The organism is Blautia sp. LMAG:36 (assembly GCF_008680535.1).
Classification (GTDB): domain Bacteria; phylum Bacillota; class Clostridia; order Lachnospirales; family Lachnospiraceae; genus Blautia_A; species Blautia_A fusiformis.
The window spans coordinates 388,007-412,772 of the sequence record NZ_NALB01000006.1; the positions used below are offsets into that span (position 1 = coordinate 388,007).

Here is a 24,766-nt window from a genome sequence, read left to right on the forward strand (position 1 = left end):
GAGACTTATGCAGAATGTGCTGACAGTTGTGGCCGGATATCTGGGGAAGATTTCCCTTCCGGGATTTGGCGTGATAGATATCATTGAGATCGGACTGATTTCCTTTTTTGTATATCAGTTTATGGCATGGATCAAATTTACACGTGCATATACCCTTCTGAAGGGCATTTTGATCGTCCTTGGATTTATCCTGGTCGCATATATCTTCAAAATGAATACGATCCTCTGGATCTTCCGGAACCTGGCTAATGTGCTGGTGATCGGTGTGATCGTAATCTTTCAGCCGGAGCTGAGGAAGGCGCTGGAGCAGCTGGGACAGAAGAAGTTTGTTTCCAACATTATTCCCTTTGATTCCGGCAGGGAAGTGCAGGAGCGTTTCAATGACAAGACTATCAACGAACTGGTAAAGGCCTGTTTTGATATGGGTGAAGTTAAGACCGGAGCACTGATCGTGATCGAGGAAGAGATCCGGCTTGACGAATATGTGAGAACCGGTATCAATATTGACGGTATCCTTACCAGTCAGCTGCTGATCAATATTTTTGAGCATAATACACCTCTTCATGACGGAGCGGTGATCGTGCGGGGGAACCGCGTAGTAGCAGCAACCTGCTATCTGCCTCTTTCAGATAATATGGAACTGAGTAAACAGCTGGGAACAAGACACAGAGCAGGTGTGGGTATCAGCGAAGCTACGGATTCTCTTACGATCATTGTTTCGGAAGAGACAGGACAGGTTTCTGTGGCCAGAGGCGGTGAGTTATCCAGAGGGCTTAACAGTAAGCAGCTTCGTGAAGTACTTGTTTCTGCTCAGAATAAAAAGGTTGTTGACAACGGTAAGCTGAGAAATCTGCTGAAAGGGAGAGTGAAACATGAAGAAAAATCTGACTAAGAACATCCCTTTGAAAATCATGTCGATCATTGTGGGAATCCTGGTGTGGCTGATCGTAGTAAATGTTGATGACCCTATCATTACGAAAGGCTTTGTGATCTCAGATGTGCAGATCATCAATGAAGCTTATGTGGATCAGCTGGGCGAGATGGTCATGCAGGATGATCGTGAAAATTCAGTACGTGTTTATATTACAGGTGAGCGGAAGATAGTCAACCGTCTCACCTCAAGTGATATTAAGGCAGTTGCAGACCTGCAGCAGGCTCAGTCTACCGATACAGACCCTGTAATGATTCCCATTACAGCGACCTGCTCCGGGATACTGCCGGAAAATATTAGTGTATCACCGCAGAATCTGAGTGTCCATCTGGAAAAAAAGGTGACCAAAGAATTTGCGATCAATGTTACCAGTGATGACAGCAAGCCGGCACAGGGGCTGGAGATTGCTTCGCTCACCGCGAATCCGGAAAAAGTCCGTATTACAGGACCGGAATCTCTGGTTGGTAAAATAGATAGTGTGAGTGTGGATGTAAGTTCAAAACTTGACGGGATCGATCAGGATACGATGATCACGGACGCAGAACTGACTATCACAGATAAGAATCAGGACACTCTTTCATCAAATTCCATGAGCTATCTGAAATTTGATAACAATGGAAAAGTCAATGTTACGGCAAAGCTCTGGAAGGTGCGTTCTGATATACGGATCAGTGCGGGATATACAGGGGAACCAGCAGAAGGCTATGTTGTGGATAGTGTCACAACAGTACCGGAGACTTTCAGCGTAGCCGGAAGTGAGGAAGCACTGAACAATCTGAAACTTCAGGGAAATACTATTTATCTTGATAATGAGAATGTGGATATTTCAGGAAAGAGCAATGACGTGGAAAAGAAAGTAAACCTGTCAGAACTTCTTCCGGATGGCCTTAAGCTGACATCTGGATCCAGTACGGACCTCTGGATCACAGTCAATATCCTGCCGGAGGGCAGTAAGATATACAGCTTCCCGACAGAGGATATCAAAGTAAAGGGTCTGCCTGATGATCTGCAGCTGGCGTTTGAAGTTGCGGATATTGAACTGAAGGTGCAGGCGGAAGACGGAGATCTTTCCCAATTTGATCTGAAGTCGGTAGGAGCAGCACTTTCCATGGATGACTGGGAGGAGGGCAGCTACGAAGTACCGATCAAAATCAGCCTTCCGGAAGGCTACAAGCTGCTGGAGGATGTAACCGCCGAGATCAAAATCTCCAAGGTTTCCAATGTAGACAGCAGCAGTCAGTAAGTAATCACAGCTTTAGACAAGGCTTGAAGGATAAGTAATATAAAGGGAGACAGCAGCAATGTTAAGTTATAAGGTAACGGTCAGGAACCCGTCAGGGCTTCATCTTCGTCCCGCAGGGCTTTTGTGCGGCGAGGCAATAAAATACAAATCGTCCATAACATTTCAGTATGCCGGAGGTACAGCGAATGCCAAAAGTGTTCTGAGTGTTCTGGGTGCCTGTGTTAAAAGCGGGGATGAGATCACACTGGTCTGCGAGGGTGAGGATGAACAGGCTGCGATAGATGCGCTTGTGGCTCTTATCGAAGGCGGACTGGGCGAATGATACGTAACAGATACAATAATTATTTACAGCAGCATGATCAGGAGGGATTATTGTGAAGAGAAGAGTTGTGGCAATTTTTCTCAGTCTGACATTATGCATGGGCGGAACTCTGGAAGCCGGCGCTGCGGCTTTGGGAAGTACAGACGTGCAGATGGCAGCAGAGACAGCCGGCGATCCGGCTGAGGATGTATTCAGTGATGAAGAGGGAACGACTGTACAGCAGCCGGAGACGGAAGCGGATCAGACAGGTAGTACTGACAGTACAGACAGTTCAGAAGAAACACCTGTTACACCGGAGAACTCCGCAGAGACACCGGATGTTATAGAAACACCGGAGATTACAGAGACACCGGAAACTACAGAAGCACCGGAGGCTACAGAAGCACCGGATGCGACAACAGAAGACAGTACAGATTCGGGCGATGATTTCAGTGCAGGTGATGCACAGGAACTGGATGCACCGTCAGCAGATACCGCAGTACAGAACAAAGTAGAGAACAACAAGGCAGAGGAAACTTCTGCTACCGGAGCATCACTGGTAAACGGTGTAGTCGTTGCCAAGACAAGTGACTGGGTTTCTGCAAACGGTTTTTACAGACTCCGCAAAAAGAAGGTTGCTGCATCTGCAGCTCCGGAGGGAAAAGCTTCTGAGGATCCTGCAGAAAGCAGCGAAGAAGAGCAGAAAACAACAGTTGATGAAACAGCTGCAGCAGCACAGGAGGTACAGCAGACTGAAGAGCTTCCGGAAGGTGCAGCAGAGAGTGAGCAGGCTCAGGTACTCCAGAATGAGTCAGCAGAAGGAGAGCAGGAGACTGCAGCAGAAGAAGTTTCTGCAGAGGAAGTATCCGCAGCAGAAGCTTCTGCAGAGACAGCATCCGCAGATGTAGTGTCTGCAGAGGAGACATCCGAAGAGACAGCACCCGCAGAAACAGAGACGGCAGTCGAAACATCAGAGAGCGTAGATAACGCAGAGACTCTTGCCCAGGATGAAGGGAACGCTTCTCAGGTATCAGAAACAGGTTCCATCGAAGATAATTATTTTACTGCGCAAGATGGTCTTCTTAAGATCAATACCAACGGACATGTGGGATATTATCTTTTTAATGAAGACGGATATCTGGTAACCGGCCGTATGACCCGTGAGCCAGGTGCAGCAGGTTATACCGGAACACAGAAGACAGAATGGTATTTCCTCGAAAACTCCAAAGCTTCCCTGTATTCGGATTCCACCGGAAAAGCAATCACACCGTGGACATCCAATCTTGGCCAGCAGAAGAGAAATTACTGGTTATGGACAGGAACTGTTTTCCGCTATTATAATTCCCAGGGTGATTACAAATCCATAGAGGCTCAGAACCTTGTAGGCAAGATCAAGAAGATCGGAAATGCTTATTATACACTGATGCGTAACGGAAAACCGCGAACAGGAATCCTGAAGCTGACAACCGGTTCCACAACATATCAGTATTACTTCCAGCCGGCATCAAAGGCAGGAGAGATTCCAGGAAAGCTTTTTTATGGCGGATGGACATATGTTTTAAACAGCAAAAATCAGAAACGTTTTATCTATTGTAGTCCGAAGGCTGCCACACGTGGACAGATCATGAAACATGGAGTTTATGTATCACCTGTAATGTCCAAGAAATATCGATATATGCTGAATGCCAGCGGCTATGTTATGACGAATACAATGGCGAAGGCGCAGAATAACGCATATTATGTTTCAGACAGCAAGGGCCGCATCATTACAAAAAAACTTGTGAAGTATAAAGGCAGCAGATATTATTTCGGAGGCAATGGCCAGAGAGTTTCCTGGAAGAACTGCTGGCATGGCTGCCCGGGTGCATCCAACAAGATTTATTATTTCGGAAGCACAGCAGGAAAAGTTGTTGAAAAATATGGCTGGCAGAAGGTGACCGACGCAAAAGGCCAGTTCTTCGGATGGTTTTACTTTGACAAAAACGGAAACCACTATAAGAGCCAGATGATAACAAACAAGTCCTCAAAAAAGAGCTATTACTTTAATAGCACAGGACAGCTTGCAACAGGAAAAACAAAGATCGGCAAAAAATACTATTTCTTTGCAACATCAGATGCCAATGCGCACAGAGGCTGGATGTACAAGAGTACATTGATCCGTTACCAGAATAAGTGGTATTATGCAGGCGGCAACGGTGTTCTGAAAAAGTCAGGCTGGCAGAAGGTAGGTAAATACTGGTACTATCTGCAGAACTATACCGTTGTGACAAATAAATCCATGAAGCGTGGTTCCGTAAATGGTTATCTGGACAGCCAGGGACGTTTTTCCACCGGCTGGGTGATCGTCAGCGATTACTATGATCAGGTCAAATATATCGATCCGGACAGCGGTTCCAAGTATCTGACCAATACAAGCAGATGGATCGATGGAAAACTGTATTACTTTGATAAGAACGGTTACCGCCGCAATGATGTTTCAAATATTTACGGAGGACCATATTACCTGGAGGTTGATAAGACCAACGGTGTTATGACTGTATACACAAATAGCAGCAAGACCATTCCGGTTAAGACAATCCGTGTTTCTGTAGGTCTCTCCGGAACACCTACATGGGATGGTACATACAGACTGACCCGCAGTCTGAGATGGCAGCCACTGATGGGACCGTCCTGGGGACAGTATGGAACACATGTTGACGGATGCGGACAGGGAGGAATCTTTATCCATTCCGTAGCCGGATCGACCAGGAGTGTTTATAATCTTCCGGCAGGCGAGTACCTGAAGCTTGGTCAGCCTGCATCTCACGGATGTATCCGTACCTGTGTGGCTGATGCGAAGTGGGTATTTGAGAACTGTAACGGTTCTACGATCCACATTTACAGCAGCGGAAATTACGTTAACAATGAATCCTTCAAGGGACCGTTAGGCCGCAGACCGCTGGCAACCTTCCGTGGAGCCGGAAACTTTGATCCTACAGACCCGGAAGTTCCGTGATCTTTACCGAACAGTACCAGAAAGAAATATATAGAATAACTGAAGACCGATGTTCAGCTGTATGAAGCTGACATCGGTCTTTTTCCATATATGGCTTTACTTTCCATTTTTTCATATGTATAATAAAAGTTATGCACAAATTAACAACATACTTTATGGAAGGAAACTAAAATGAAAAACTGGAAGAAATGGCTGGTGGCAGGCTGTATGGCAGCACTGCTGGGAATCGGAACAATGGGAACTACAGCGATGGCCATGGGCGGCGGAGGCGTAGACCGAAGCGAGGCAGTTGCTGAGGAAGAAAAGGTCCCCAGCGGGAAGGCAACACAGGATTCCAGGGTAAGTTCAAAGGCCTGGAAGAAGATCAACGGTGTCTGCTATAACGGAAGCGGTCAGAAGCTGGAAGGTGCTGTCACACGTGGAATCGATGTTTCTGAGTGGCAGGATACCATCAACTGGAGCCAGGTCAAAAAATCTAATGTAGATTTTGCCTTTGTCAGGATCTCCTATGGTCTGAACCATCTGGATAAGACATATGATTACAACATGAAACAGGCAGAGAAGGCAGGAGTTCCGACAGGAACCTATGTGTACAGCCTTGCGCTGAACACACAGCAGGCACTGAAGGAAGCGCAGCTTGCCATCCGTAAAATGGATGGATATAAAGTATCCTATCCGGTGGTTTATGACATTGAATATGATCAGATGCGCAATCTTTCCGCATCACAGATCGCAGATCTGGCAAAGACCTTCTGCAATGAGGTAAAAAAAGCCGGATATCATCCAATGATCTACTGCAATACAGACTGGTATGACAACAAGCTTGACTGGAGCAAGATGACAGGTTATGATGTATGGCTTGCACGTTATGGTGATACGATCCCGGCTCCTGACAAGACAAAGTACAAATATACCATCTGGCAGTCCACCGATGGTGACGGTGGCGGATATCTGAATACCACCAAGGGTCTGGTTGCGGGAATCCCGTCTTATTCTACTGTAGATATTGACTTCGGTTATGTTGATTATACCAAGATCATCACACCCAGATGGCATGCACAGACCGGATACAAAGCGTCCACCAGACCGGATACCAGTAACTATAAAGGAAAAACCGGCTGGGCAACAGAGAACGGAAAGAAATTTTATTATGTCAATGGTGTCAAAAAATACGGCTGGGTTCAGGTGAAAAATAAGAAATATTATATCCATAAGACCGCAGGAATGTGCCGTTCAAAGCTGATCAGGGATTCCAAGAATATTTCCAGATATGTAGACAAAAATGGAGTCCTTGTGAAAAATACCTGGATCACCTATAAGGAGAAAAAATATTATTTTGACAAAAACGGACATGCATTAAAGGGCATGAAAAAGGTTGGAAAGAACTATTATTATTTTCAGGCCAAATACGGATACATGATGAGACATGTGCGGTACATGAACAGCAGGGATGATGTATATTATTTTTGCGGTGACGGCGTTATGGTCAAAAAGGTATTCTATACATGGAGCGGAAACAATGAAAGCCATACCTATTATTTTGGCTCCAATGGAAAGATGCAGAGAGGCTGGCTCAAACTGGACGGAAAGAGATATTATTTTGATCCGGAAACAGGAATCATGTACAAAAACTGTACTATTGAGAAAAACGGAAAGAGCTATACATTCGATGAAGATGGTGTATACACAACTGTATCCGCAGCAAATAAGAAAAAATAAAAAAAATGCCGGCAGCGAACATAAAGCTGCCGGCATTTTTATGATCATAAGGTATAAACAAGGATTCCCAGGATGATGATCAGATTTCCGATGATCTTTCCGCGGGAAATCTTTTCTTTCAGGATCCGCCAGGAAAACAGCAGGACAAAAACATAGGCGGCAGTATCGATCACCGGTCCGAATTTCATATCCACTTTGGTGTAGCACCAGGTATTCAGGAGCAACACTCCAAAAAAGATACCATAGGCCAGGATCACCCGCCAGTTCAGATATTCCCGGAGGGGATTTTTGTATTCCATATTGGCACTCTGCTTCAGAAGTACCTGGGAAATTGCCGAAAAAAAGGTTCCGGCCAGCATGATCAGCATAAATGTTCTATTCATATCTCTGCACCATCCAGACTCCGATCAGAACGATCAGGATGCCGATGATGTTCTGAAGCGAAAGATTTTCGTGAAAAATGATCACAGCCCATACCTGGGACCACAGAAGATAGACGCTTTTGTTGGCGTAGGCCGTGGAAAGGGAAAATTTTTTGATCACCTGCTGCCATGCAATGGCGTAGATTCCACAGTTTGCGATCATAAGAAAAAGAAATACATAGAGAAGAGGACTATGAAGCCCTTCTTTATTATAATAAACCGATGCAAGCTTGGAAAAAACGCTGGTAAGAGAAAACAGCAGGATATTCAGATGAAGCTGAATATAATCTTTGATTTTTGTCATGTTTCCTCCATATCATAAATGCGATTATCATAGACTGATAATCAATATATATCATCCGGCAGGTTTATGCAAGAAAATGTTTGAACAATGTAATGGTTTACAACAGGAAATGAAAATGATAAGATTAAACGATAAGTGTCAATTGATACAAAAGAGAGGAAAAACGATATGTGTTTATATTCAGTGGTTGTTCCTGTATACAATTCAGAACATACGCTGCAGGAACTGTACACCCGTCTGGAAAAAGTATTCCGGGAAACGATAAAAGAAGAATTTGAACTGATCCTTGTAGATGACGGGTCCAGGGACCGGTCTTTTGCGGTTATGCAAGAACTCCGGGAAAAAGATCCCCGTGTCAAGATCATCCAGATGGCAAGGAATTTTGGACAGCATCCTGCGCTTCTGTGCGGATTTGCCCACGCAAAGGGACAGTTCATCGTAACTATGGATGATGACCTTCAGCATCAGCCTGAGGAGCTCCCCAAAATGATCAATGTAATGAAGGAACGTGACGATGTGGATGTGATCATTGCAAGCTATGAAGGACGTAAGCATAATCTGATCCGGAAGCTGGGCACAAAGCTGTCTGTATGGGCAACTTCCAAAATGCTCGGCAAGGATCCGAACCTTCAGATCACCAGTTATCGACTGATCCGCCGTTTTCTGGTGGAAGCCATGCTGAAGACCAATACATATCTTCCGCAGATTGGAAATCTTCTGGTTTTAAGCTCCAACCGTATCATCAATGTTCCGGTGCAGCATGCAGCACGTGCATATGGAAAGAGCGGATATTCTTTTCGCCGCCTTGTGAAGGATCTCATCTATGATATTACTGCCCATACGGCATTTCCGTTGCTTATGGTGCGAAACATCGGCATTGCCAGTTTTCTGGTAAGCTTTTTACTGGGAATCTATTATCTGGTGAGATATTTTCTGTGCGGGATCTCAGTGGAAGGCTGGACATCTCTGATGCTTGTGATGCTGGCATTTTTCGGACTGACATTGCTTTCGATCGGGATCATCGGTATTTATCTCATGAATATTCTCAATGAGGCCAAAAAGATGCCGCACTATGTGATCCGTCAGGAGGAGACAGACTGATGAAAAAAGAGATCGGCGGCTATCTGGAACTGGAAGAACCGGCGGGACAGGAATACTATCCGGATCTCTGCGGCGTGAATCTCGGAAGAACAGCGCTTTTGTGGCTGATGGAAGCACGCAGGTGCAAAAAAATCTACCTGCCATTTTTTCTCTGCGATTCCGTAACCGGTGCCTGTGAGAGGTCCGGGGCAGAAATCGAATTTTATCATATGGATGAAGGGTTGCATCCGGTTCTTGAGGAGAGAACGCTTCCGGAAGGAGAATATCTGTATCTGGTAAATTATTATGGCCAGCTTACCGATGATAAGATCCGGAAATATAAAAAAATCTATGGAAATATCATTGTGGATCATACGCATGCGTTTTTTCAGAAGCCGCTGCCGGGTGTGGACACTCTGTACTCCTGCAGAAAATTTCTCGGAGTTAGTGACGGAGCATATCTGTCTACCGATGCGGAACTGGAACCGGAAAAGAAGCCTCTGGACCATTCCATGGGAAGAATGGAGCATATTCTGGGACGTTATGAATATGATGCCGGAACCTTCTATCAGAAAATGCTGGATAATGCAGCAAATTATCATGAGATGGAGATCCGCCGAATGTCCCGTCTGACCGGAAACCTCCTCAGGACTATGGATTATTCCGGTATCAAAACAAGAAGAGAACAGAACTACCGTCTGCTGTCGCAGCTTCTTCCTTCAAGGAATGCTTTTACAGGGGAGGTGCCGGAGGGACCGTTTGCCTATCCGTATTATCATAAGAACGGATTAGAGCTTCGACGCTGGCTGGCAGGCCGGAAGATTTTTGTGCCGACAAACTGGCGTAATATCCTGGAAGAATTTGACAGGGATACCATGGAATATGACTGGGCTGCCAATGTGCTGCCGCTTCCCTGTGACCAGAGATACGGGGCAGAAGAAATGCAGTATATCGCGGATTCCATAAGAGAATGGGAGGAAACGGAATCATGAAACACAGATTGCTGATACTGGGAACGTTGGGAGAATTTGAGCAGCTGGTGCAGAAGGCCCGCGAAAAAGGATACTACACCATTGTCTGCGACGGATATCCGGATGGTCCGGCAAGAAAATTTGCAGATGAGGCATTTCAGATCCCGGTAACAGATACGGAACGGATCGCCTGTCTCTGCCGAGAAAAAGAGATCGATGGGATCATCACATCCTTTTCCGACCTTCTTCTGGAATGTATGGTAAAGATCGCGGACCGGGCAGGAATCCCCTGTTATCTGAAACCGGAGCAGCTTCCCTGGTATCGTGATAAATCAGCGACCAGAGCACTGCTTACTGAACTGGGACTTCCCACTCCGGGCTTTCGAAAAATCCCGATCGCATATTTTAAAGACAGGTCCAAAAGAACTCAGCTGCAAGAGCTGCTTGAGGGACTTCGTTATCCGGTGGTCAGCAAGCCACTGGATAAATACGGCTCCCGCGGGATCTATATATCCGAAGATCTGGAGGAGCTGATAAACGGGGCAGAAAAAACAGCAGGATTTTCTGATATGCCGGAGATTTTGGTGGAAGAATATAACGATGGCTATGAATTCAATATGATGACCTGGGTGCGGCATGGAAAAGTCCATGTGATCAGTATTGCAGACCGTGAAAAGACATTTGTTGCCAAAGGTGAGATCCCCATCAGCACAAGAAATGTGTATCCTTCCAGATTATTGTCAAAAGTTGAAAAGCCTGCCACAGAACTTCTTCAGGCATATGCGGACAGAACCGGTCAGAAAGACGGAGCCCTTTCCATGCAGTTTTTCTGGAAGCCGGGAGAAGGTATCCAGGTCTGCGAGATCGCCGCACGATTTTTCGGATATGAGCATGAATTGACCGATATGGTCTATGGCTTTAATATGGAAGAGCTTCTTCTTGCATCTCTCTATGATCCGGATAAACTGGAAAAAATGCTTGCAGAACACGATGTTCATAAACCACAGTGCTGTGGAGCTGTCATTTATTTTCAGGGAAGGCTTCTTACCATCGAAGATCAGTCTGCGGCAGTCCGGCTGGGAGAGAAAGAACAGGTGGAAAAGCCCTGGATCTTTTATCAGGAAGGAGAGAAGGTCATTGAGCATGGTCCTAATCCGTATCTGGCATTATATTATGTAAAAACAGAGAATCGTAAGGAAATGGATCTTCTCACAGAAGAGTTTTATGAGGAAATGCATATTCTGGATCCCAACGGCCAGGAGGTGGCATACCATAATCAGATCCCGGATTATGCACCGGCAGAAAAATAGGCATTGAATTTACAACATGAGTGTGAGAAAATGGAATGTGCAGTTAATGTAGAAAAACCATGAAGAATAAGAAATAAAGAGGAAATACATGATTGATTTTAACAGACCTGCGTTTACAGGTAAGGAATTTGAGTACATCCGTGACGCAGTAGAACGGGGAATGCTCTGCGGCGACGGGATCTACACGAAGAAATGTTCTGCATGGATGGAAGAGCGCTTTCATGTGGGTCATGTGATGCTGACAACCTCCTGTACCCATGCACTGGAGATGGCTGCTTTTCTGGCAGATATCCAGCCTGGCGATGAGGTGATCATGCCGTCTTATACTTTTGTATCAACGGCAGATGCATTTGTGCTTCGCGGTGCAAGGATCGTATTTGTGGATATCCGGCCGGATACCATGAATATTGACGAGAAGCTGATCGAACAGGCGATCACAGATAAGACCCGCGCGATCGTTCCGGTCCATTATGCAGGAGTAGCCTGCGAGATGGATACGATCATGGAGATTGCCGGAAGACATGATCTGAAGGTAGTGGAAGACGCGGCCCAGGGTGTGGATGCCTACTATAAGGGAAAAGCCCTTGGTACTATTGGAGATTTTGGCTGCTACAGCTTCCATGAAACTAAGAACTATACCATGGGAGAGGGCGGTGCGATCCTGTTCAACGGGGATCAGTACCTGGAGAAGGCAGAGATCCTGAGAGAAAAAGGAACGGACCGCAGTAAGTTTTTCCGTGGTCAGGTAGATAAATACCGCTGGATGGATTATGGATCATCCTATCTTCCGAGCGAATTGAATGCGGCATATCTTTATGCCCAGCTGGAGCAGCATAAGAAGATCAGCGATAAGCGGATGCAGATCTATGATTTTTACAATGAGAACCTCAGGTTTCTGGCGGAGGAAGGAAAGATCCAGCAGCCTTATGTACCGGAAGAATGCACACATAATGCACATATGTACTACATTAAGGTACATGATATCCAGGTACGCACAAGGCTTCTGAAATATCTCCGCGAAAAGGATATCTGCAGTGTGTTCCATTATGTACCCCTTCATTCCGCACCGGCAGGAAAAAAATTCGGAAGATTTTCCGGAGAAGATGTTTATACTACAAAAGAAAGCGAGCGTCTTATGCGACTGCCCATGTTCTATAATCTGGATATGGAGGATGCGAAGAGAGTTGTGGATGCGATTGCTTCCTTTGACGGGTTTTAACAGAAGAAGGGGAGAGCTATGAAAAAAACAAAAAAATTACTGGCAGTTTTCGCAGCAGTCAGTGTGGCGTTGATGCTGCCGTTACAGACCATGGCTGCAGTGGATCTGAATGCGAAATATGATATCAGCACCAACCAGATCCAGGGATGGCCGGCAGGACCGGATATTACCTCAGATACCGGTATCCTGATGGATGCAGACACAGGAGTTGTTCTTTATAACAAGGGCGGAGATGAACAGAGATATCCGGCCAGCATTACCAAGATCATGACCTTGCTGGTGGCAGTGGAGAACTCCACCATGGATGAGAAGGTGACCTTTACAGAGACCGGGGTGCGTAATGTTACGGCAGATTCCAGTAATATCGGCACAAAGGTGGGCGAAGTCCTGACTATGGAGGATTGTCTTCATGCTCTGATCATCCAGTCTGCCAATGACGTTGCGGCACAGATCGCAGAGCATATCGGCGGGACAGAGCAGGCATTTATCGATATGATGAACCAGCGCGCCAGTGAGATCGGATGTACCAATACACATTTTGCAAATTCCAGCGGACTTCCGGATGATAATCATTATTCTTCAGCACGGGATATGGCGCTGATCTTCCGAGAAGGCCTGAAAAATGAAACATTCCGTACGGTCGTGGGCACACCGGACTATATCATCCAGCCTACAAATATGAACAGCCAGCAGAGGATCCTGCATACCCATCATCCTATGTTTGCACCGGAAAGCGGATTTTACTATGAAGGCTGCATTGGTGGAAAAACCGGAACTACCGTTGCGGCAGGGCATACACTTGTCACAGGAGTGACCAGAGATAATACCACATATATTGCAGTGACTATGCGTGGAACAGAGCTTTCTAATTCCTGTATGGACAGTACAGCTATGTTCAATTACGCATTTGAGAATTTCACAAAAACAGAAGTAAATGGCGGCTATGTATTCCTTCCAAAAGGGGTGGAGCTGAATTCTCTTACCGAGAAGTCAGAGAATACCAATGGGAAAACAGAAACCGGTTACTATTTCGGAGATTATCTGATCGGTACCGCAAGTGTTGCACAGGCAACTGATACACCGGTACCGGAACCGACCGCTGCGGCAGAGGACAGCCAGGAAGCGGACAGCTCCGAAGAGGAAGCTTCCACAGAATCAGCAGAGGAAGATAACAGCAAAACAACAGAGAAGAGTACAGCCGGAGAGGACTCCAGCGAAAAAAAGAGCATTCCTGTCCTGCGTAAGATCCTTCTTATGATCATGGCAGCGATGATCCTGATCCTGATCGCCCTTCTTGCGGCTCTCAGAATAAAAGAAAAGAAACATCACAAATAAATCAAAACAGAAAAGGAGAAAGAAAAAATGGGAAAAATAAAAGTAACACAGTGCGGAGATATTGAAGGATTAAAAGTGATCGAGCCAACTGTATTTGGTGATTCCAGAGGATATTTCATGGAAACATACAATTATAACGATTTCAAGGAAGCAGGCATTGATGTGGAATTCGTTCAGGATAATCAGTCCAGCTCCCGTTACGGTGTTCTCCGCGGACTTCATTTCCAGATCAGCTATCCCCAGGATAAGCTGGTACGTGTGGTAAACGGAGAAGTGTTTGATGTTGCGGTTGACCTTCGTGAAGGCTCCAAGACCTTTGGAAAATGGTACGGTGTAGTCCTTTCCGCAGAAAACAAGAAACAGTTCTTTATCCCGAAGGGATTTGCTCATGGCTTCCTGGTACTTTCCGAGAATGCAGAGTTCACTTACAAGTGCTCTGATTTCTATCATCCAAACGATGAGGGCGGACTGATCTGGAATGATAAGGACATTAACGTTGAGTGGCCGATCCCGGAAGGCATGGAGCTTATTTTCTCCGACAAGGACCAGAAGTGGGGAAGCTTCGAGGAATATAAGAATCGATAAGGAATTGCAGAATGAAGAAAATATTAGCTTTGCCGGCGGAGCTGTACCAGAATCGAAAGCTGGTTTTAAGCCTTGCAAAAAATGATTTCAAAACAAAATATGCAGGATCCTATCTTGGTATTGTCTGGGCATTTATCCAGCCTATCGTAACGATCCTGGTCTACTGGTTTGTATTTTCCGTAGGACTGAAGGCCGGAACAGTATCGGATTACCCTTTTGTACTCTATCTGGTATCCGGTATCGTGCCGTGGTTTTTCTTCCAGGATGCATTAAACGGTGGAACCAATGCCCTGATCGAATACAATTATCTTGTGAAGAAGGTTGTATTCAAGATCAGCATCCTTCCCATCGTAAAGATCATCTCCGCACTTTTCGTGCATGTTTTCTTTGTGGCCTTTGCACTGATCTTATGTGCATGCTACGGATATACACCAAGCCTTTATACACTGCAGATCATTTATTACTCTGTCTGCACCTTCCTTTTTGTACTGGGACTTGTGTATGCTACAAGTGCGATCGTCATTTTTTTCCGTGATCTGACCCAGATCATCAGTATTTTTCTTCAGGTGGGTGTATGGCTTACACCGATCATGTGGGATATCAATATGCTTTCTTCACATCCATGGCTGATCAAGCTGTTTAAGCTGAATCCGATGTACTATGTAGTTACGGGCTACCGTGATTCCATGCTTGGTCATATCGGGATCTGGAACCATGCTTCATGGACGATCTATTTCTGGGTAGTTACGATCCTGCTTTTCGGACTGGGATCTGTGATATTCAAACGTCTGAAGCCGCATTTTGCAGATGTGCTTTAATTGAATGCGGATGGCGGATATCCGCCTGATCCGGACCGGACAGTTCCCATGGGGGATTTGCTCTGTAAGGATAAAAAGCAGAACGGCGGCAGATTGTGAGAGTGAACGATTTACACAAAAGTGAGGTTGAAAATGGCAGAAGATATTGCGATTTCAGTAAATGATGTCAGTAAGATGTACAAGCTTTACGATAATCCTATGGATCGTCTTAAGGAGTCCCTGGGATTATCCAGAAAAAAGAAATATAAAGAGCATTATGCGCTCAACCATGTATCCTTTCAGGTGCATAAGGGAGAAACAGTAGGAATTATCGGAACAAATGGTTCCGGCAAATCCACGATCCTGAAGATCATCACCGGCGTACTTTCGCCCACGGCCGGGGAAATAGCCGTAAACGGAAGGATCTCAGCGCTTCTGGAGCTGGGAGCCGGATTTAACGGAGAATATTCCGGACTTGAAAATGTATATCTCAACGGAAGCATGATCGGTTTTTCCAGGGAAGAGATCGATGCCAAGCTGCAGTCTATTCTTGATTTTGCAGATATCGGTGATTTTATCTATCAGCCGGTAAAAACATACTCCAGTGGTATGTTCGTGCGTCTGGCTTTTGCGGTAGCTATCAATATCGATCCGGAGATCCTGATCGTTGATGAGGCTCTTTCCGTAGGTGACGTATTTTTCCAGGCAAAATGTTACCGAAAATTCGAAGAGTTCAAGGAAATGGGGAAGACCATTCTGTTTGTAAGCCATGACCTGAGCAGCATCGGAAAATACTGTGACCGTGTTGTACTTCTAAACAAAGGTGAGAAGCTTGCAGAGGGTGGTGCCAAGGAGATGGTCAATCTTTACCGTCGTGTGCTGGTCAATCAGTATGACGATGCAGATCTGGAAGAAAACACAGATGATGCAGAAGAGGGACAGGCGACGGAGAACCAGGCAGCCGGAGCAGACGTTTCACTGAAAGCACATACCGGAAGCGGTAAAGCTATGAAGGACAGCCTGAACCTGAATCCCAAGGTCCTGGAATACGGCAGTAAGCTTGGCGAGATCGTGGATTTTGCCATCCGGGATGATACAGGTATGATCACCAATGTGATCGAAAAAGGCAAGGAATTTTCCGTTCAGATGAAAGTGAAGTTCCAGGCAGATGTCAGCGATCCGATCTTTGCATTTACCCTGAAAGATCTGAAAGGCACCGAGATCACAGGAACCAATACCATGTATGAACATACGCCTCTGAAACCGCAGAAGGCAGGCGATGTCCGTGAGATCACCTTCAAACAGGTGATGCCTCTGGAGGCAGGGGAATATATGCTGTGTCTGGGCTGCACCGGATATAAAGACGGCGATTTTACCGTATTTCATCGTCTTTACGATGTGTGTAACCTGACCGTGATCACAGATAAGAAAGCAGTGGGATATTTTGATCTGTTTTCCAAAGTATCTGTGAAATAAGTGGAGGAACGACTATGGCGGAGTTGAATTTAGATTATTATACGGCGAAGGATCATTATTCCGATGGGGATATCGAGGAAACACTTCTGAAAATGGCACAGGAAGGCAAATCTTTTGAAGACCTGCCGGAGGAAGAGGTGAGTTTTCCAATGGTCTACCATTTTTCAGGGCTGCGGGAGAATATCTTAAGCTGGTATCCTCTGAAAAAGGCGGATTCCGTTCTGGAGATCGGAGCCGGATGCGGAGCCATTACCGGAATGCTTTGCCGCAAGGCCGGTCATGTGACTTCCGTGGAGCTTTCCAAACGTCGGGCAGATATCAATTATGCGAGAAACAGGGATAAGGAAAATCTGACGATCATGGTTGGAAACCTGAATGACATGACTTTTCCAGAAAAATTCGACTATGTGGTAGTAAACGGTGTGCTGGAGTATGCCATGAGCTTTACCGAGGGAAAAACTCCTTACGAGACATTTCTTCAGCGTATGGGCGCTTATCTGAAGCCGGAGGGAAGACTTCTGATCGCCATTGAGAACAGACTGGGATTGAAGTACTTTGCCGGAGCACCGGAGGATCACACAGATCTTCACTTTTTCGGGATCAATGGATATCCGGGAAATCAGTCTGTGCGCACCTTTTCCAAGAATGAACTGGGAGAGCTGCTGGAAAACAGCGGCTTTCCTTTTCTGCGCTTTTACTACCCGTATCCGGATTATAAATTTCCGACAGAGATTTTTACAGATGAGAGCCTTTATACCAATTCCTACGGAAGAAGCTATCCTGTATACACAGATAAGACAGCAGATCTTTTTGCAGAAAGTGAAGGCGTAAAGGCCTTCGAAAAAGAGAAGATCCTGGACAGCTTTGTGAATTCTTTTCTTGTGGAGGCAGGACGTACCGAAAACCGGGACCCGGAGGAAATCCTTTATGTGAAGCTGAACCAGGAGCGAAAAGAAAAGTTCCGTCTTCTGACCAGGATCGTTCGGGAGAACGGAGAGGTCCGTGCGGAAAAAGAGGCTATGGTGCCCCAGGCTGAGGAATTTGTGGAAAAACTGGAAAAAACCGGAACAGAGAGTACCGGATCTGATAAATACAAGAATCTTCCCTGCAGGGCAGAAAACGGAAAGATCTCTTATCCGCTCCTTACCGGAAAAACTCTTCACCAGGAAATCGCAGAGCTTGCCCAGAAAGAAGATCTTGAAGAGATCAAGGCCCTTCTTAAAAAATTCTATCAGGAATTTTTCGGGGCTCGTCAGGTTGTGGATTACAGGACCGGAGAGTTCCGCGAGGTATTTGGTGATCATCCGGGAAGAGAGGATTACGAATGTGTCTGCCCGGCCAATGTGGACCTGATCTGCAGCAACATCTTTATGGGAGAAAAGGAAAATCAGATCATAGATTATGAGTGGATGTTTGATTTCCCTGTGCCTGTGAATTTTATCATGTGGCGCCTGATCCATGAACTGTATACACATGTTTCTGAGCTGCCGCGGTTATGTCATGAGGATGAGATGATGGCGGAGTTTGACATCAGCTATACAGACTATGAGATATTTATGGATTGGACCATGCATTTCGTCTATGAGTATGTGGGCTGTGGTTCTCTGATCCCGTTTGAACAGAAAAAAGTGCCGGTTTCCGTAACAGAGCTAGTGAACAGAGAAAGAGAAAAGCATCAGATGCATAGCAAGATGTACTATGATCTTGGTGAGGGATTCTGTGAAGAGCATACTCTTTATGCAGAGGGAAAACTTTCCGGAAACCGTTTCCGGGTAGAGTTTGCGCTTTCCGGTATCAAAGGAATACGAAATCTCCGCTGGAATCCTGCAAACGGTCATTTCCTGAAAGTGAGGATAGAGCGTTTGGATTGCGGATGTAGCGCGGAGCTTGTGCCTCAGGGTGTCCATATGAAGGTGGATAACAGTACCACTGCGTTTTTTACCACCGATGGCTTTTATCTTATCGATGTTACGCACCCGGAAAATGTGGACAGGATCGTAATAGAGGGAAAACTTGACTGCCTTGAGCTTCCGGATGTGGAAAAGCTTCTGGCCTTTGAAAAAGAGCGTGAAGTACGAAGAGAACAGGAGCGTGTCAGAAAAGAGGCTGAACGTGCCGCAAAGCAGGCTGCAGAGGAAGCAGCACGTGCGCAGGAAGAGGCCCTTCGTCATCCAGGCAAAAAAGCGCAGGTAAAGAGACTGGTCAAAAAGGTTCTTCGTTATCATACAGAGCCGGCAGCAGTGATGGGAGTGGAGACAACTCCTACCTGTATGGGCAGTGTTGATTTCTTTCATTATGAGAATGGCACCTTAAATGCCATTGGCTGGGCCTTTGATCCGACGTTTGCGTCTATGGGACAGCCAAGGATCGCATTTTATCAGGGAACACAGAAGCTTCAGGAGGCTTCCTGTACTACAATCTACCGTACGGATGTGGCTAATGCCATTGGAAATCCGGATGCGGAAAGTGCCGGATTTTCTTTCCTGGCAACGGTTCTTGCGCCGGCAGAGACTTCTGTTTTCCTGGAATACGGAACCGCAGCGGATACCGGAAGATTCCTTATCGGAAAGATCCCGGGAACCAGGGATCAGAAAGAGCTTCTGGTATACGCGATCGAAGATCCGAAGAGTATCGGAAATCTCCGTCATTTCAAACAGCGTCATATACGCAGTGCGAGAAAGGCATATCCACAGGCAGTCTATCAGCAGAAGGTGGATGTGATCGTGCCGGTTTACAACGGACTGGAGTATTTTGATGCCCTGTTTTCCGGAATTGAAAAGACAAAGGTTCCATATCGTCTGATCCTCGTAAATGACAAGAGTCCGGATCCTGAGGTAGGAAACTATCTGGAAAAATATGCCGCAGAGCATGACAATGTGGTACTTCTGAATAATGAGACCAATATGGGCTTTCTTCCGTCTGTAAACCGTGGATTAAAGATGGCGGAAAATCATGTGGCTCTTGTAAATACAGATGTGGAGGTTCCGGAAGAGTGGCTGGAGCGCCTGATGCTTCCGATCTTTGCAAAGGAAAACATTGCAACCACTACACCGTTTACCACCTGCGGAACCATCTGCAGCTTCCCGGATTTCTGCCGGGATAACAAACTGTTTGAGGGAATGCCGCTGTGGGAGATCGATGATGAATTCCGCATGATCCGTCCGCAGTATCCGGCTATGCCTACCGGTGTGGGCTTCTGCATGGGTATGAACCTGAAAGCGATCCAGGAGGTTGGCCTTCTGGATGAGGAGAATTTCGGAAAAGGCTACGGTGAGGAGAATGACTGGTGCCAGCGTGCCATAGCTGCAGGCTATGAGAACGTGCATGTGGATAACCTGTTTGTATATCACAAGCATGGTGGAAGCTTCCCGTCTGAGGAAAAGCAGAGACTTCTGAAAGAGCACAGTGAGGCGCTGCTCCGCAAGCATCCGGATTACAACAAGGATACTGCGGATTACTGCAGAAGAGACCCGCTTCGTCCGGTAAGACTCTACGTGGAAATGAAGCTTCTCAACAGGAAGCTGGATGTGCCTACCATTGTGGCCTTTGACCATGATCTTGGCGGCGGTGCAACGGCTTATCTTGTGGAAAAAAGACGTCTGGCTCTGCGGGAAGGATACCGTTTTGTGACCATCCGCTATAATATCGTAAGCAATCGTTTTTACTTTACGTATCAGTATAAGCAGTATGAGATGGAATTTTTTGCAAATGATCTGGAAACTGCCCTTGGTGAGCTGATGCGTGTGGATGAGATCTGGATCAACGAGCTTGTGACCTATCAGAATCTTTACGGAACCCTGGAACGTATCCTGCGTCTTAAGAGAGAGCAGGGTGCGAAGCTCCTTATGCTTCTTCATGATTTCTTTGCCCTTTGCCCGGCAGTGAATCTGATTGATGCAGAAGGAAAATATTGTGGTGTTCCATCCTGTGAGGTCTGCGATAAATGTATTCCGGATAACCGCAGCAATGCCTGCACAGAATACGGAACCGGAACGCTCTGGCGTACAAAATTCCGGGAATTTCTGTCAAACTGTGATGAGATCCGTGCATTTTCCGATGATACGGCAAGGCTGTTCAAGCGTGCTTATCCGGATGTATACAATCTCCATGTGATCCCGCATGCACCCCATTACCTTCCGGCAGTGAAAAAAAATAAAAAAACCACAGAGACCTTTAACATTGGTCTTATCGGCGTACTCTGCTACAAAAAAGGCCTGGAGGTTGTGAAGGCGCTTGCAGGATATATCGAAGAGAATGAACTGAATATCCGTCTGAGACTGATCGGTACTTCCGACGAAGAGATCGAAAGTCCGGTATTTTCCCAGACAGGAAGATATACAAGAGAGGAGATCCCAAGACTTACCCTGGAGCAGGATATTGATATGTTCCTGATCCCGTCCGTATGGCCGGAGACCTTCTCCTACACAACCTCGGAGATCATTTCCATGGGATTTCCGGTAGCGGTACTTCCGGTAGGTGCACCTGTAGAACGTGTGAAACGCTATGCCAAGGGCCTTGTTCTGAAAGATGAGAAGCCGGAGAATATTGTGGAAGAGATGATTTCTCTGTGGAAAACTCTCGGCGAAAGTGAGCTCCCTGTGGAAAAACGCAGGCTTCTTTTTGTAGGAGAGGAGATTTCCTTTGCCTCCAGATATCGTGTGGAGCATTTCCGGGAGCAGCTGATCCTTAAAGGCTATGCATCGAAGTTTATCCAGATAGATCAGGCAGAGCAGGAAAAGATCGAGGAATATACAGCGATCGTGATGTACCGCTGCAGCAAGCTGATGGAAGCAGAACTGCTTGCCAACCGGGCGAAAGCAGCCGGAATCCCTGTTTACTATGATGTGGATGACCTAGTATTTAATTACGAAAAAATTTCCGGGCTGCATTTCCTGAAGGGAAGCGAGTACAGTGACTTCCGCACAACTACAGACCGTATCCGCGGATGTATGGGATTCTGCGACGGATATTTTACATCTACGGAGACACTGGCAGGAGAGATCCGGGAAGAATTTCCGGAAAAACCGGTGGTGATCAACCGCAACTGTATGAGTATGGAGATGGAGATCCTGTCTCACGAGGCTGTGGAGCAGACAGACAAGGCTAAAGACCGGATCTATATCGGATATTTAAGTGGTTCCAAAACCCATGATCAGGATTTTGCCCAGGTGGAGGCAGCACTTCTGGAGGTGATGGAGCGCCACCCGGAGGTTTACCTGAAGCTGGTGGGTGTGCTGGATGAATCTGGAATGGAGCCGGTGCAGAACCGTATCGAGAAGCTTCCGTTTATGGACTGGAGACAGCTGCCTGCCGTGATCGCAGGACTTGATATCAATCTGATGCCACTGGAGAACAGCCTGTTCCACTGGTGCAAATCCGAGAATAAGTGGACAGAGGCTGCCCTTGTAAAGGTTCCGAGTGTCATGAGCCGTAACTGTGAGATGGAATACGTGGTCGAAAACGGAAAAGATGGCTGGATGTGCACCACAAAAGAAGAGTGGGTCAATGCCCTGGAAGCTCTGGTTACTGATGAGAAGGCCAGAAAAGCCATGGGTGAGGCCGCACATCAGAAGGTTATGGAACATTACCTTACAGTAAATACCGGAAAGGATGCAATGGAGGAATTGTTATGCAGCGAGAGCTATACGAAGTAGAAAAGGACAGGTTTGACCTGAAGGACAGTTCTCTGTATCACCTTCAGGGAACCTGGCCGAAGGATCATAAGCCGGAAGCCGTTCTTGACGGGGAAAAGCTTCCGGCAGCCATCAGTGCCCAGGAGCGTGTCAGCGCCCTGGAGCGCTTTAAGGATCTGGATCTGGTAAACGGAGAACGTGTGCAGATGGAAATCTGCCTGCCGGATCTGGAGGGCAAAAAGAAGCTTGTTGTTTATGCGGTAAAGGGTGAAAAACGTGTCCGGTGGTTTTCTGTTTCGGCAGCACAGCTTTACAGGAAACAGGGAAAACCGCAGTACTTTATCGAGAGCATCGAGGTGGAAGCTGGGGAAAAAATCTGCCGTGTCCGTGGGTGGGCAGCCTTTAACAGCCCCCTGACCATACGCCTGGAGGATCGCAGCCGGAAGGAAATCCCCTGCGAGATCACCAGACTGAAACGTGTGGATGTACAGAATCAGTACCAGGAAACAGAGATCGATGAGAAGAGCGGTTTTTTCTTTGAATTCCATTATGACAGTGTGAAGGAATTCTACATTGTATTTGAGGCAGGCAATGTGCGGACGCTTCGTCTGGTACATCTGCAGCCACAGAAGCGCCTTGCGGAGAAAGCTGCGGTATATTTCCGTAAGGGAAGCCGTTACATGAAGCTTCACGGGGCAGCAGCCCTTACCGGAAAGGTATTTGGAAAGGTGCTGGACCGTAAAAACCGTCCGGTGGATTATTCCAAATGGATCGTGAAGCATCTGCCGGACAAGGCAGAGCTTGCAGAAGAAAGAAAAACGAAATTTTCCAGGAATCCAAAATTCAGTATTGTGATCCCGCTTTACAAAACACCGGAAAAATATCTCCAGCAGCTGGTAGATTCCATAGAAGCCCAGACCTACGGGAACTGGGAGCTCTGTCTTTCCGACGGAAGCGGAGTAGATTCTCCTCTTACCGATTATCTGAACAGGCTGGAAAAAAGTGATGACAGGATCCGTGTGATCCGCAACGACCAGGCACTTCAGATCGCAGAGAATACCAATGCGGCTATGAAAGCGGCAACAGGAGATTTTATCGTGTTTGCAGATCATGATGATGAGCTGACGCCGGACGCCTTGTTCCGGTGTGTGAAAGCGCTGAATGAGGATCCGGAGCTTAAGGTTCTGTATTCCGATGAAGATAAGATGTCCATGGACGGGCACAAATTCTTTCAGCCGCATTTCAAACCGGACTTCAATATTGATCTTTTGTGTACAGTAAACTACATCTGTCATCTTTTTGTCGTAAAAAAAGAAATCGTGGATCAGATCGGAATGCTGAAAAAGGAATTTGACGGTGCACAGGATTATGATTTTGTGTTCCGCTGTGTGGAAGCTGCGGGAAGAGAGCAGATCCATCATATCCCCAGGATCCTTTATCACTGGAGATGCCATGAGGATTCCACAGCAGAGAATCCGGAAAGCAAGATGTATGCCTTTGATGCAGGAGCACGTGCCATCAAGGCTCATTATGACAGGCTCGGAGTTCCGGTGGAAATCGAAAAGGGTGAATATCTTGGACTTTACCGTACAAAATTCCTCTGGGAGGAAAAACCGCTGATCTCCATCATCATCCCAAACAAGGATCACATCGATGATCTGAAGAGATGTATTGATTCCATTGAAGAAAAGGCAACTTACCGCAATTATGAGTATGTGATCGTGGAGAACAACAGTACGGAGGATGAGACCTTTGCTTACTATAAAGAGCTGGAAGCATCCAATCCGAAAGCCCATGTGGTGTACTGGGATGGTATTTTCAACTATTCTGCCATCAATAATTTCGGAGCTGCTCATGCTAAGGGTGACTATCTGCTTCTTCTCAACAATGATACGGAGATCATCAGCCCGGACTGTCTGGAGCAGCTTCTGGGATACTGTATGAGACCGGATGTGGGAGCTGTAGGAGCGCGGCTCTATTATGAGGATGATACCGTGCAGCATGCAGGAGTAGTCGTTGGCTTCGGCGGCATTGCGGGACACTGCTTTGTGCAGCAGAAGAGAGACGCTACCGGATACTGCCACAGGATCATCTGTGCCCAGGATTACAGCGCTGTAACCGCAGCCTGCATGATGGTGAAGCGTGAGGCCTTTGATAAGGTTCACGGATTAAGTGAGGAATTTCAGGTTGCTTTTAATGACATAGATTTCTGCCTTCGTCTGGGAAAAGCCGGATATCTGGTTGTATACAATCCTTATGCGGAGCTTTATCACTATGAATCCAAATCCAGAGGTCTTGAGGATACACCGGAGAAGGTGGCAAGATTTAACCGCGAGATCGCTTCCTTTGAGAAGCACTGGCCGGAGATCCTCCGTGACGGAGATCCTTACTATAATCCGAACCTTACACTGGAGAGCCAGGATTTCTCTCTGAAGCGGATATAGG

General features: G+C 46.5%; 17 protein-coding genes. 15 read left to right on the forward strand and 2 right to left on the reverse strand.

Annotated features, from left to right (window positions below):
* Window positions 1-7 precede the first annotated feature (7 nt).
* The 5 genes from cdaA to CCC17_RS09255 all read left to right on the forward strand — a co-directional run bounded on the left by cdaA (window position 8) and on the right by CCC17_RS09255 (window position 7,189).
* Window positions 8-892: a diadenylate cyclase CdaA gene (cdaA, locus tag CCC17_RS09235; RefSeq protein ID WP_015527426.1), complete on the forward strand. Its 885-nt coding sequence runs from the start codon at window positions 8-10 to the stop codon at window positions 890-892.
* Complete coding sequence (locus CCC17_RS09240) at window positions 873-2,174, forward strand: CdaR family protein (RefSeq protein ID WP_287082981.1); 1,302 nt, start codon at window positions 873-875, stop codon at window positions 2,172-2,174. The genes cdaA and CCC17_RS09240 overlap by 20 nt, the downstream gene beginning before the upstream one ends.
* A gap of 58 nt (window positions 2,175-2,232) precedes the next feature.
* Window positions 2,233-2,496, forward strand: a complete 264-nt coding sequence (locus CCC17_RS09245; protein ID WP_015527424.1) for an HPr family phosphocarrier protein — start codon at window positions 2,233-2,235, stop codon at window positions 2,494-2,496.
* 52 nt (window positions 2,497-2,548) lie between these two features.
* Window positions 2,549-5,470: a L,D-transpeptidase family protein gene (locus tag CCC17_RS09250; protein ID WP_287082982.1), complete on the forward strand. Its 2,922-nt coding sequence runs from the start codon at window positions 2,549-2,551 to the stop codon at window positions 5,468-5,470.
* Between the two features lie 171 nt (window positions 5,471-5,641).
* Window positions 5,642-7,189, forward strand: coding sequence for a GH25 family lysozyme (locus CCC17_RS09255; protein WP_287082984.1), 1,548 nt, complete (start codon window positions 5,642-5,644; stop codon window positions 7,187-7,189).
* A 44-nt stretch (window positions 7,190-7,233) separates the two neighbouring features.
* Here the strand turns inward: CCC17_RS09255 and CCC17_RS09260 are convergent, their stop codons facing one another.
* The gene (locus CCC17_RS09260; RefSeq protein WP_015527421.1) at window positions 7,234-7,572 is read right to left on the reverse strand and encodes an EamA family transporter; all 339 of its coding nucleotides are present in this window, start codon (window positions 7,570-7,572) and stop codon (window positions 7,234-7,236) included.
* On the reverse strand, window positions 7,565-7,915 hold the full coding sequence (locus CCC17_RS09265; protein ID WP_015527420.1) for an EamA family transporter: 351 nt from the start codon (window positions 7,913-7,915) through the stop codon (window positions 7,565-7,567). The genes CCC17_RS09260 and CCC17_RS09265 overlap by 8 nt, the downstream gene beginning before the upstream one ends.
* A gap of 168 nt (window positions 7,916-8,083) precedes the next feature.
* Here CCC17_RS09265 and CCC17_RS09270 point away from each other — a divergent pair, with 168 nt between their 5' ends.
* The 10 genes from CCC17_RS09270 (at window position 8,084) to CCC17_RS09315 (ending at window position 24,765) form a co-directional block, all read left to right on the forward strand.
* Window positions 8,084-9,016 carry a glycosyltransferase family 2 protein gene (locus CCC17_RS09270; RefSeq protein WP_287082986.1) on the forward strand — a complete coding sequence of 311 codons (933 nt, stop codon included), beginning with the start codon at window positions 8,084-8,086 and terminating at the stop codon, window positions 9,014-9,016.
* Window positions 9,016-9,987 carry a hypothetical protein gene (locus CCC17_RS09275; protein WP_173758256.1) on the forward strand — a complete coding sequence of 324 codons (972 nt, stop codon included), beginning with the start codon at window positions 9,016-9,018 and terminating at the stop codon, window positions 9,985-9,987. Before CCC17_RS09270 ends, CCC17_RS09275 begins: the two co-directional genes overlap by 1 nt.
* The gene (locus CCC17_RS09280) at window positions 9,984-11,276 is read left to right on the forward strand and encodes an ATP-grasp domain-containing protein (protein WP_022426963.1); all 1,293 of its coding nucleotides are present in this window, start codon (window positions 9,984-9,986) and stop codon (window positions 11,274-11,276) included. The genes CCC17_RS09275 and CCC17_RS09280 overlap by 4 nt, the downstream gene beginning before the upstream one ends.
* Window positions 11,277-11,364: 88 nt before the next feature.
* Window positions 11,365-12,495: a dTDP-4-amino-4,6-dideoxygalactose transaminase gene (gene rffA / locus CCC17_RS09285; protein WP_015527415.1), complete on the forward strand. Its 1,131-nt coding sequence runs from the start codon at window positions 11,365-11,367 to the stop codon at window positions 12,493-12,495.
* Window positions 12,496-12,513: 18 nt separating this feature from the next.
* On the forward strand, window positions 12,514-13,830 hold the full coding sequence (locus CCC17_RS09290) for a D-alanyl-D-alanine carboxypeptidase family protein (protein ID WP_287082988.1): 1,317 nt from the start codon (window positions 12,514-12,516) through the stop codon (window positions 13,828-13,830).
* Between the two features lie 27 nt (window positions 13,831-13,857).
* The gene (gene rfbC, locus CCC17_RS09295; protein ID WP_015527414.1) at window positions 13,858-14,415 is read left to right on the forward strand and encodes a dTDP-4-dehydrorhamnose 3,5-epimerase; all 558 of its coding nucleotides are present in this window, start codon (window positions 13,858-13,860) and stop codon (window positions 14,413-14,415) included.
* A gap of 11 nt (window positions 14,416-14,426) precedes the next feature.
* Window positions 14,427-15,233 (forward strand): ABC transporter permease, encoded by an 807-nt coding sequence (locus CCC17_RS09300; protein ID WP_015527413.1) that lies wholly within the window; start codon window positions 14,427-14,429, stop codon window positions 15,231-15,233.
* Window positions 15,234-15,365: 132 nt separating this feature from the next.
* Window positions 15,366-16,688, forward strand: coding sequence for an ABC transporter ATP-binding protein (locus CCC17_RS09305; protein WP_118625862.1), 1,323 nt, complete (start codon window positions 15,366-15,368; stop codon window positions 16,686-16,688).
* Window positions 16,689-16,702: 14 nt separating this feature from the next.
* Window positions 16,703-22,342 (forward strand): glycosyltransferase, encoded by a 5,640-nt coding sequence (locus CCC17_RS09310; protein WP_287082989.1) that lies wholly within the window; start codon window positions 16,703-16,705, stop codon window positions 22,340-22,342.
* Window positions 22,318-24,765 (forward strand): glycosyltransferase family 2 protein, encoded by a 2,448-nt coding sequence (locus CCC17_RS09315; RefSeq protein WP_287082990.1) that lies wholly within the window; start codon window positions 22,318-22,320, stop codon window positions 24,763-24,765. The genes CCC17_RS09310 and CCC17_RS09315 overlap by 25 nt, the downstream gene beginning before the upstream one ends.
* The last annotated feature ends 1 nt before the right edge of the window (window position 24,766 follow it).

Bases quoted from the DNA above. Each gene is read 5' to 3' on its own strand.
- CCC17_RS09310 (WP_287082989.1), top strand. From the start codon at position 16,703: ATGGCGGAGTTGAATTTAGATTATTATACGGCGAAGGATCATTATTCC.
- CCC17_RS09300 (WP_015527413.1), top strand. From the start codon at position 14,427: ATGAAGAAAATATTAGCTTTGCCGGCGGAGCTGTACCAGAATCGAAAG.
- CCC17_RS09315 (WP_287082990.1), top strand. From the start codon at position 22,318: ATGCAGCGAGAGCTATACGAAGTAGAAAAGGACAGGTTTGACCTGAAG.
- CCC17_RS09280 (WP_022426963.1), top strand. From the start codon at position 9,984: ATGAAACACAGATTGCTGATACTGGGAACGTTGGGAGAATTTGAGCAG.
- cdaA (WP_015527426.1), top strand. From the start codon at position 8: ATGCAGAATGTGCTGACAGTTGTGGCCGGATATCTGGGGAAGATTTCC.
- CCC17_RS09240 (WP_287082981.1), top strand. From the start codon at position 873: ATGAAGAAAAATCTGACTAAGAACATCCCTTTGAAAATCATGTCGATC.
- rfbC (WP_015527414.1), top strand. From the start codon at position 13,858: ATGGGAAAAATAAAAGTAACACAGTGCGGAGATATTGAAGGATTAAAA.
- CCC17_RS09290 (WP_287082988.1), top strand. From the start codon at position 12,514: ATGAAAAAAACAAAAAAATTACTGGCAGTTTTCGCAGCAGTCAGTGTG.
- CCC17_RS09275 (WP_173758256.1), top strand. From the start codon at position 9,016: ATGAAAAAAGAGATCGGCGGCTATCTGGAACTGGAAGAACCGGCGGGA.
- CCC17_RS09270 (WP_287082986.1), top strand. From the start codon at position 8,084: ATGTGTTTATATTCAGTGGTTGTTCCTGTATACAATTCAGAACATACG.
- rffA (WP_015527415.1), top strand. From the start codon at position 11,365: ATGATTGATTTTAACAGACCTGCGTTTACAGGTAAGGAATTTGAGTAC.
- CCC17_RS09260 (WP_015527421.1), bottom strand. From the start codon at position 7,572: ATGAATAGAACATTTATGCTGATCATGCTGGCCGGAACCTTTTTTTCG.
- CCC17_RS09255 (WP_287082984.1), top strand. From the start codon at position 5,642: ATGAAAAACTGGAAGAAATGGCTGGTGGCAGGCTGTATGGCAGCACTG.
- CCC17_RS09265 (WP_015527420.1), bottom strand. From the start codon at position 7,915: ATGACAAAAATCAAAGATTATATTCAGCTTCATCTGAATATCCTGCTG.
- CCC17_RS09245 (WP_015527424.1), top strand. From the start codon at position 2,233: ATGTTAAGTTATAAGGTAACGGTCAGGAACCCGTCAGGGCTTCATCTT.
- CCC17_RS09305 (WP_118625862.1), top strand. From the start codon at position 15,366: ATGGCAGAAGATATTGCGATTTCAGTAAATGATGTCAGTAAGATGTAC.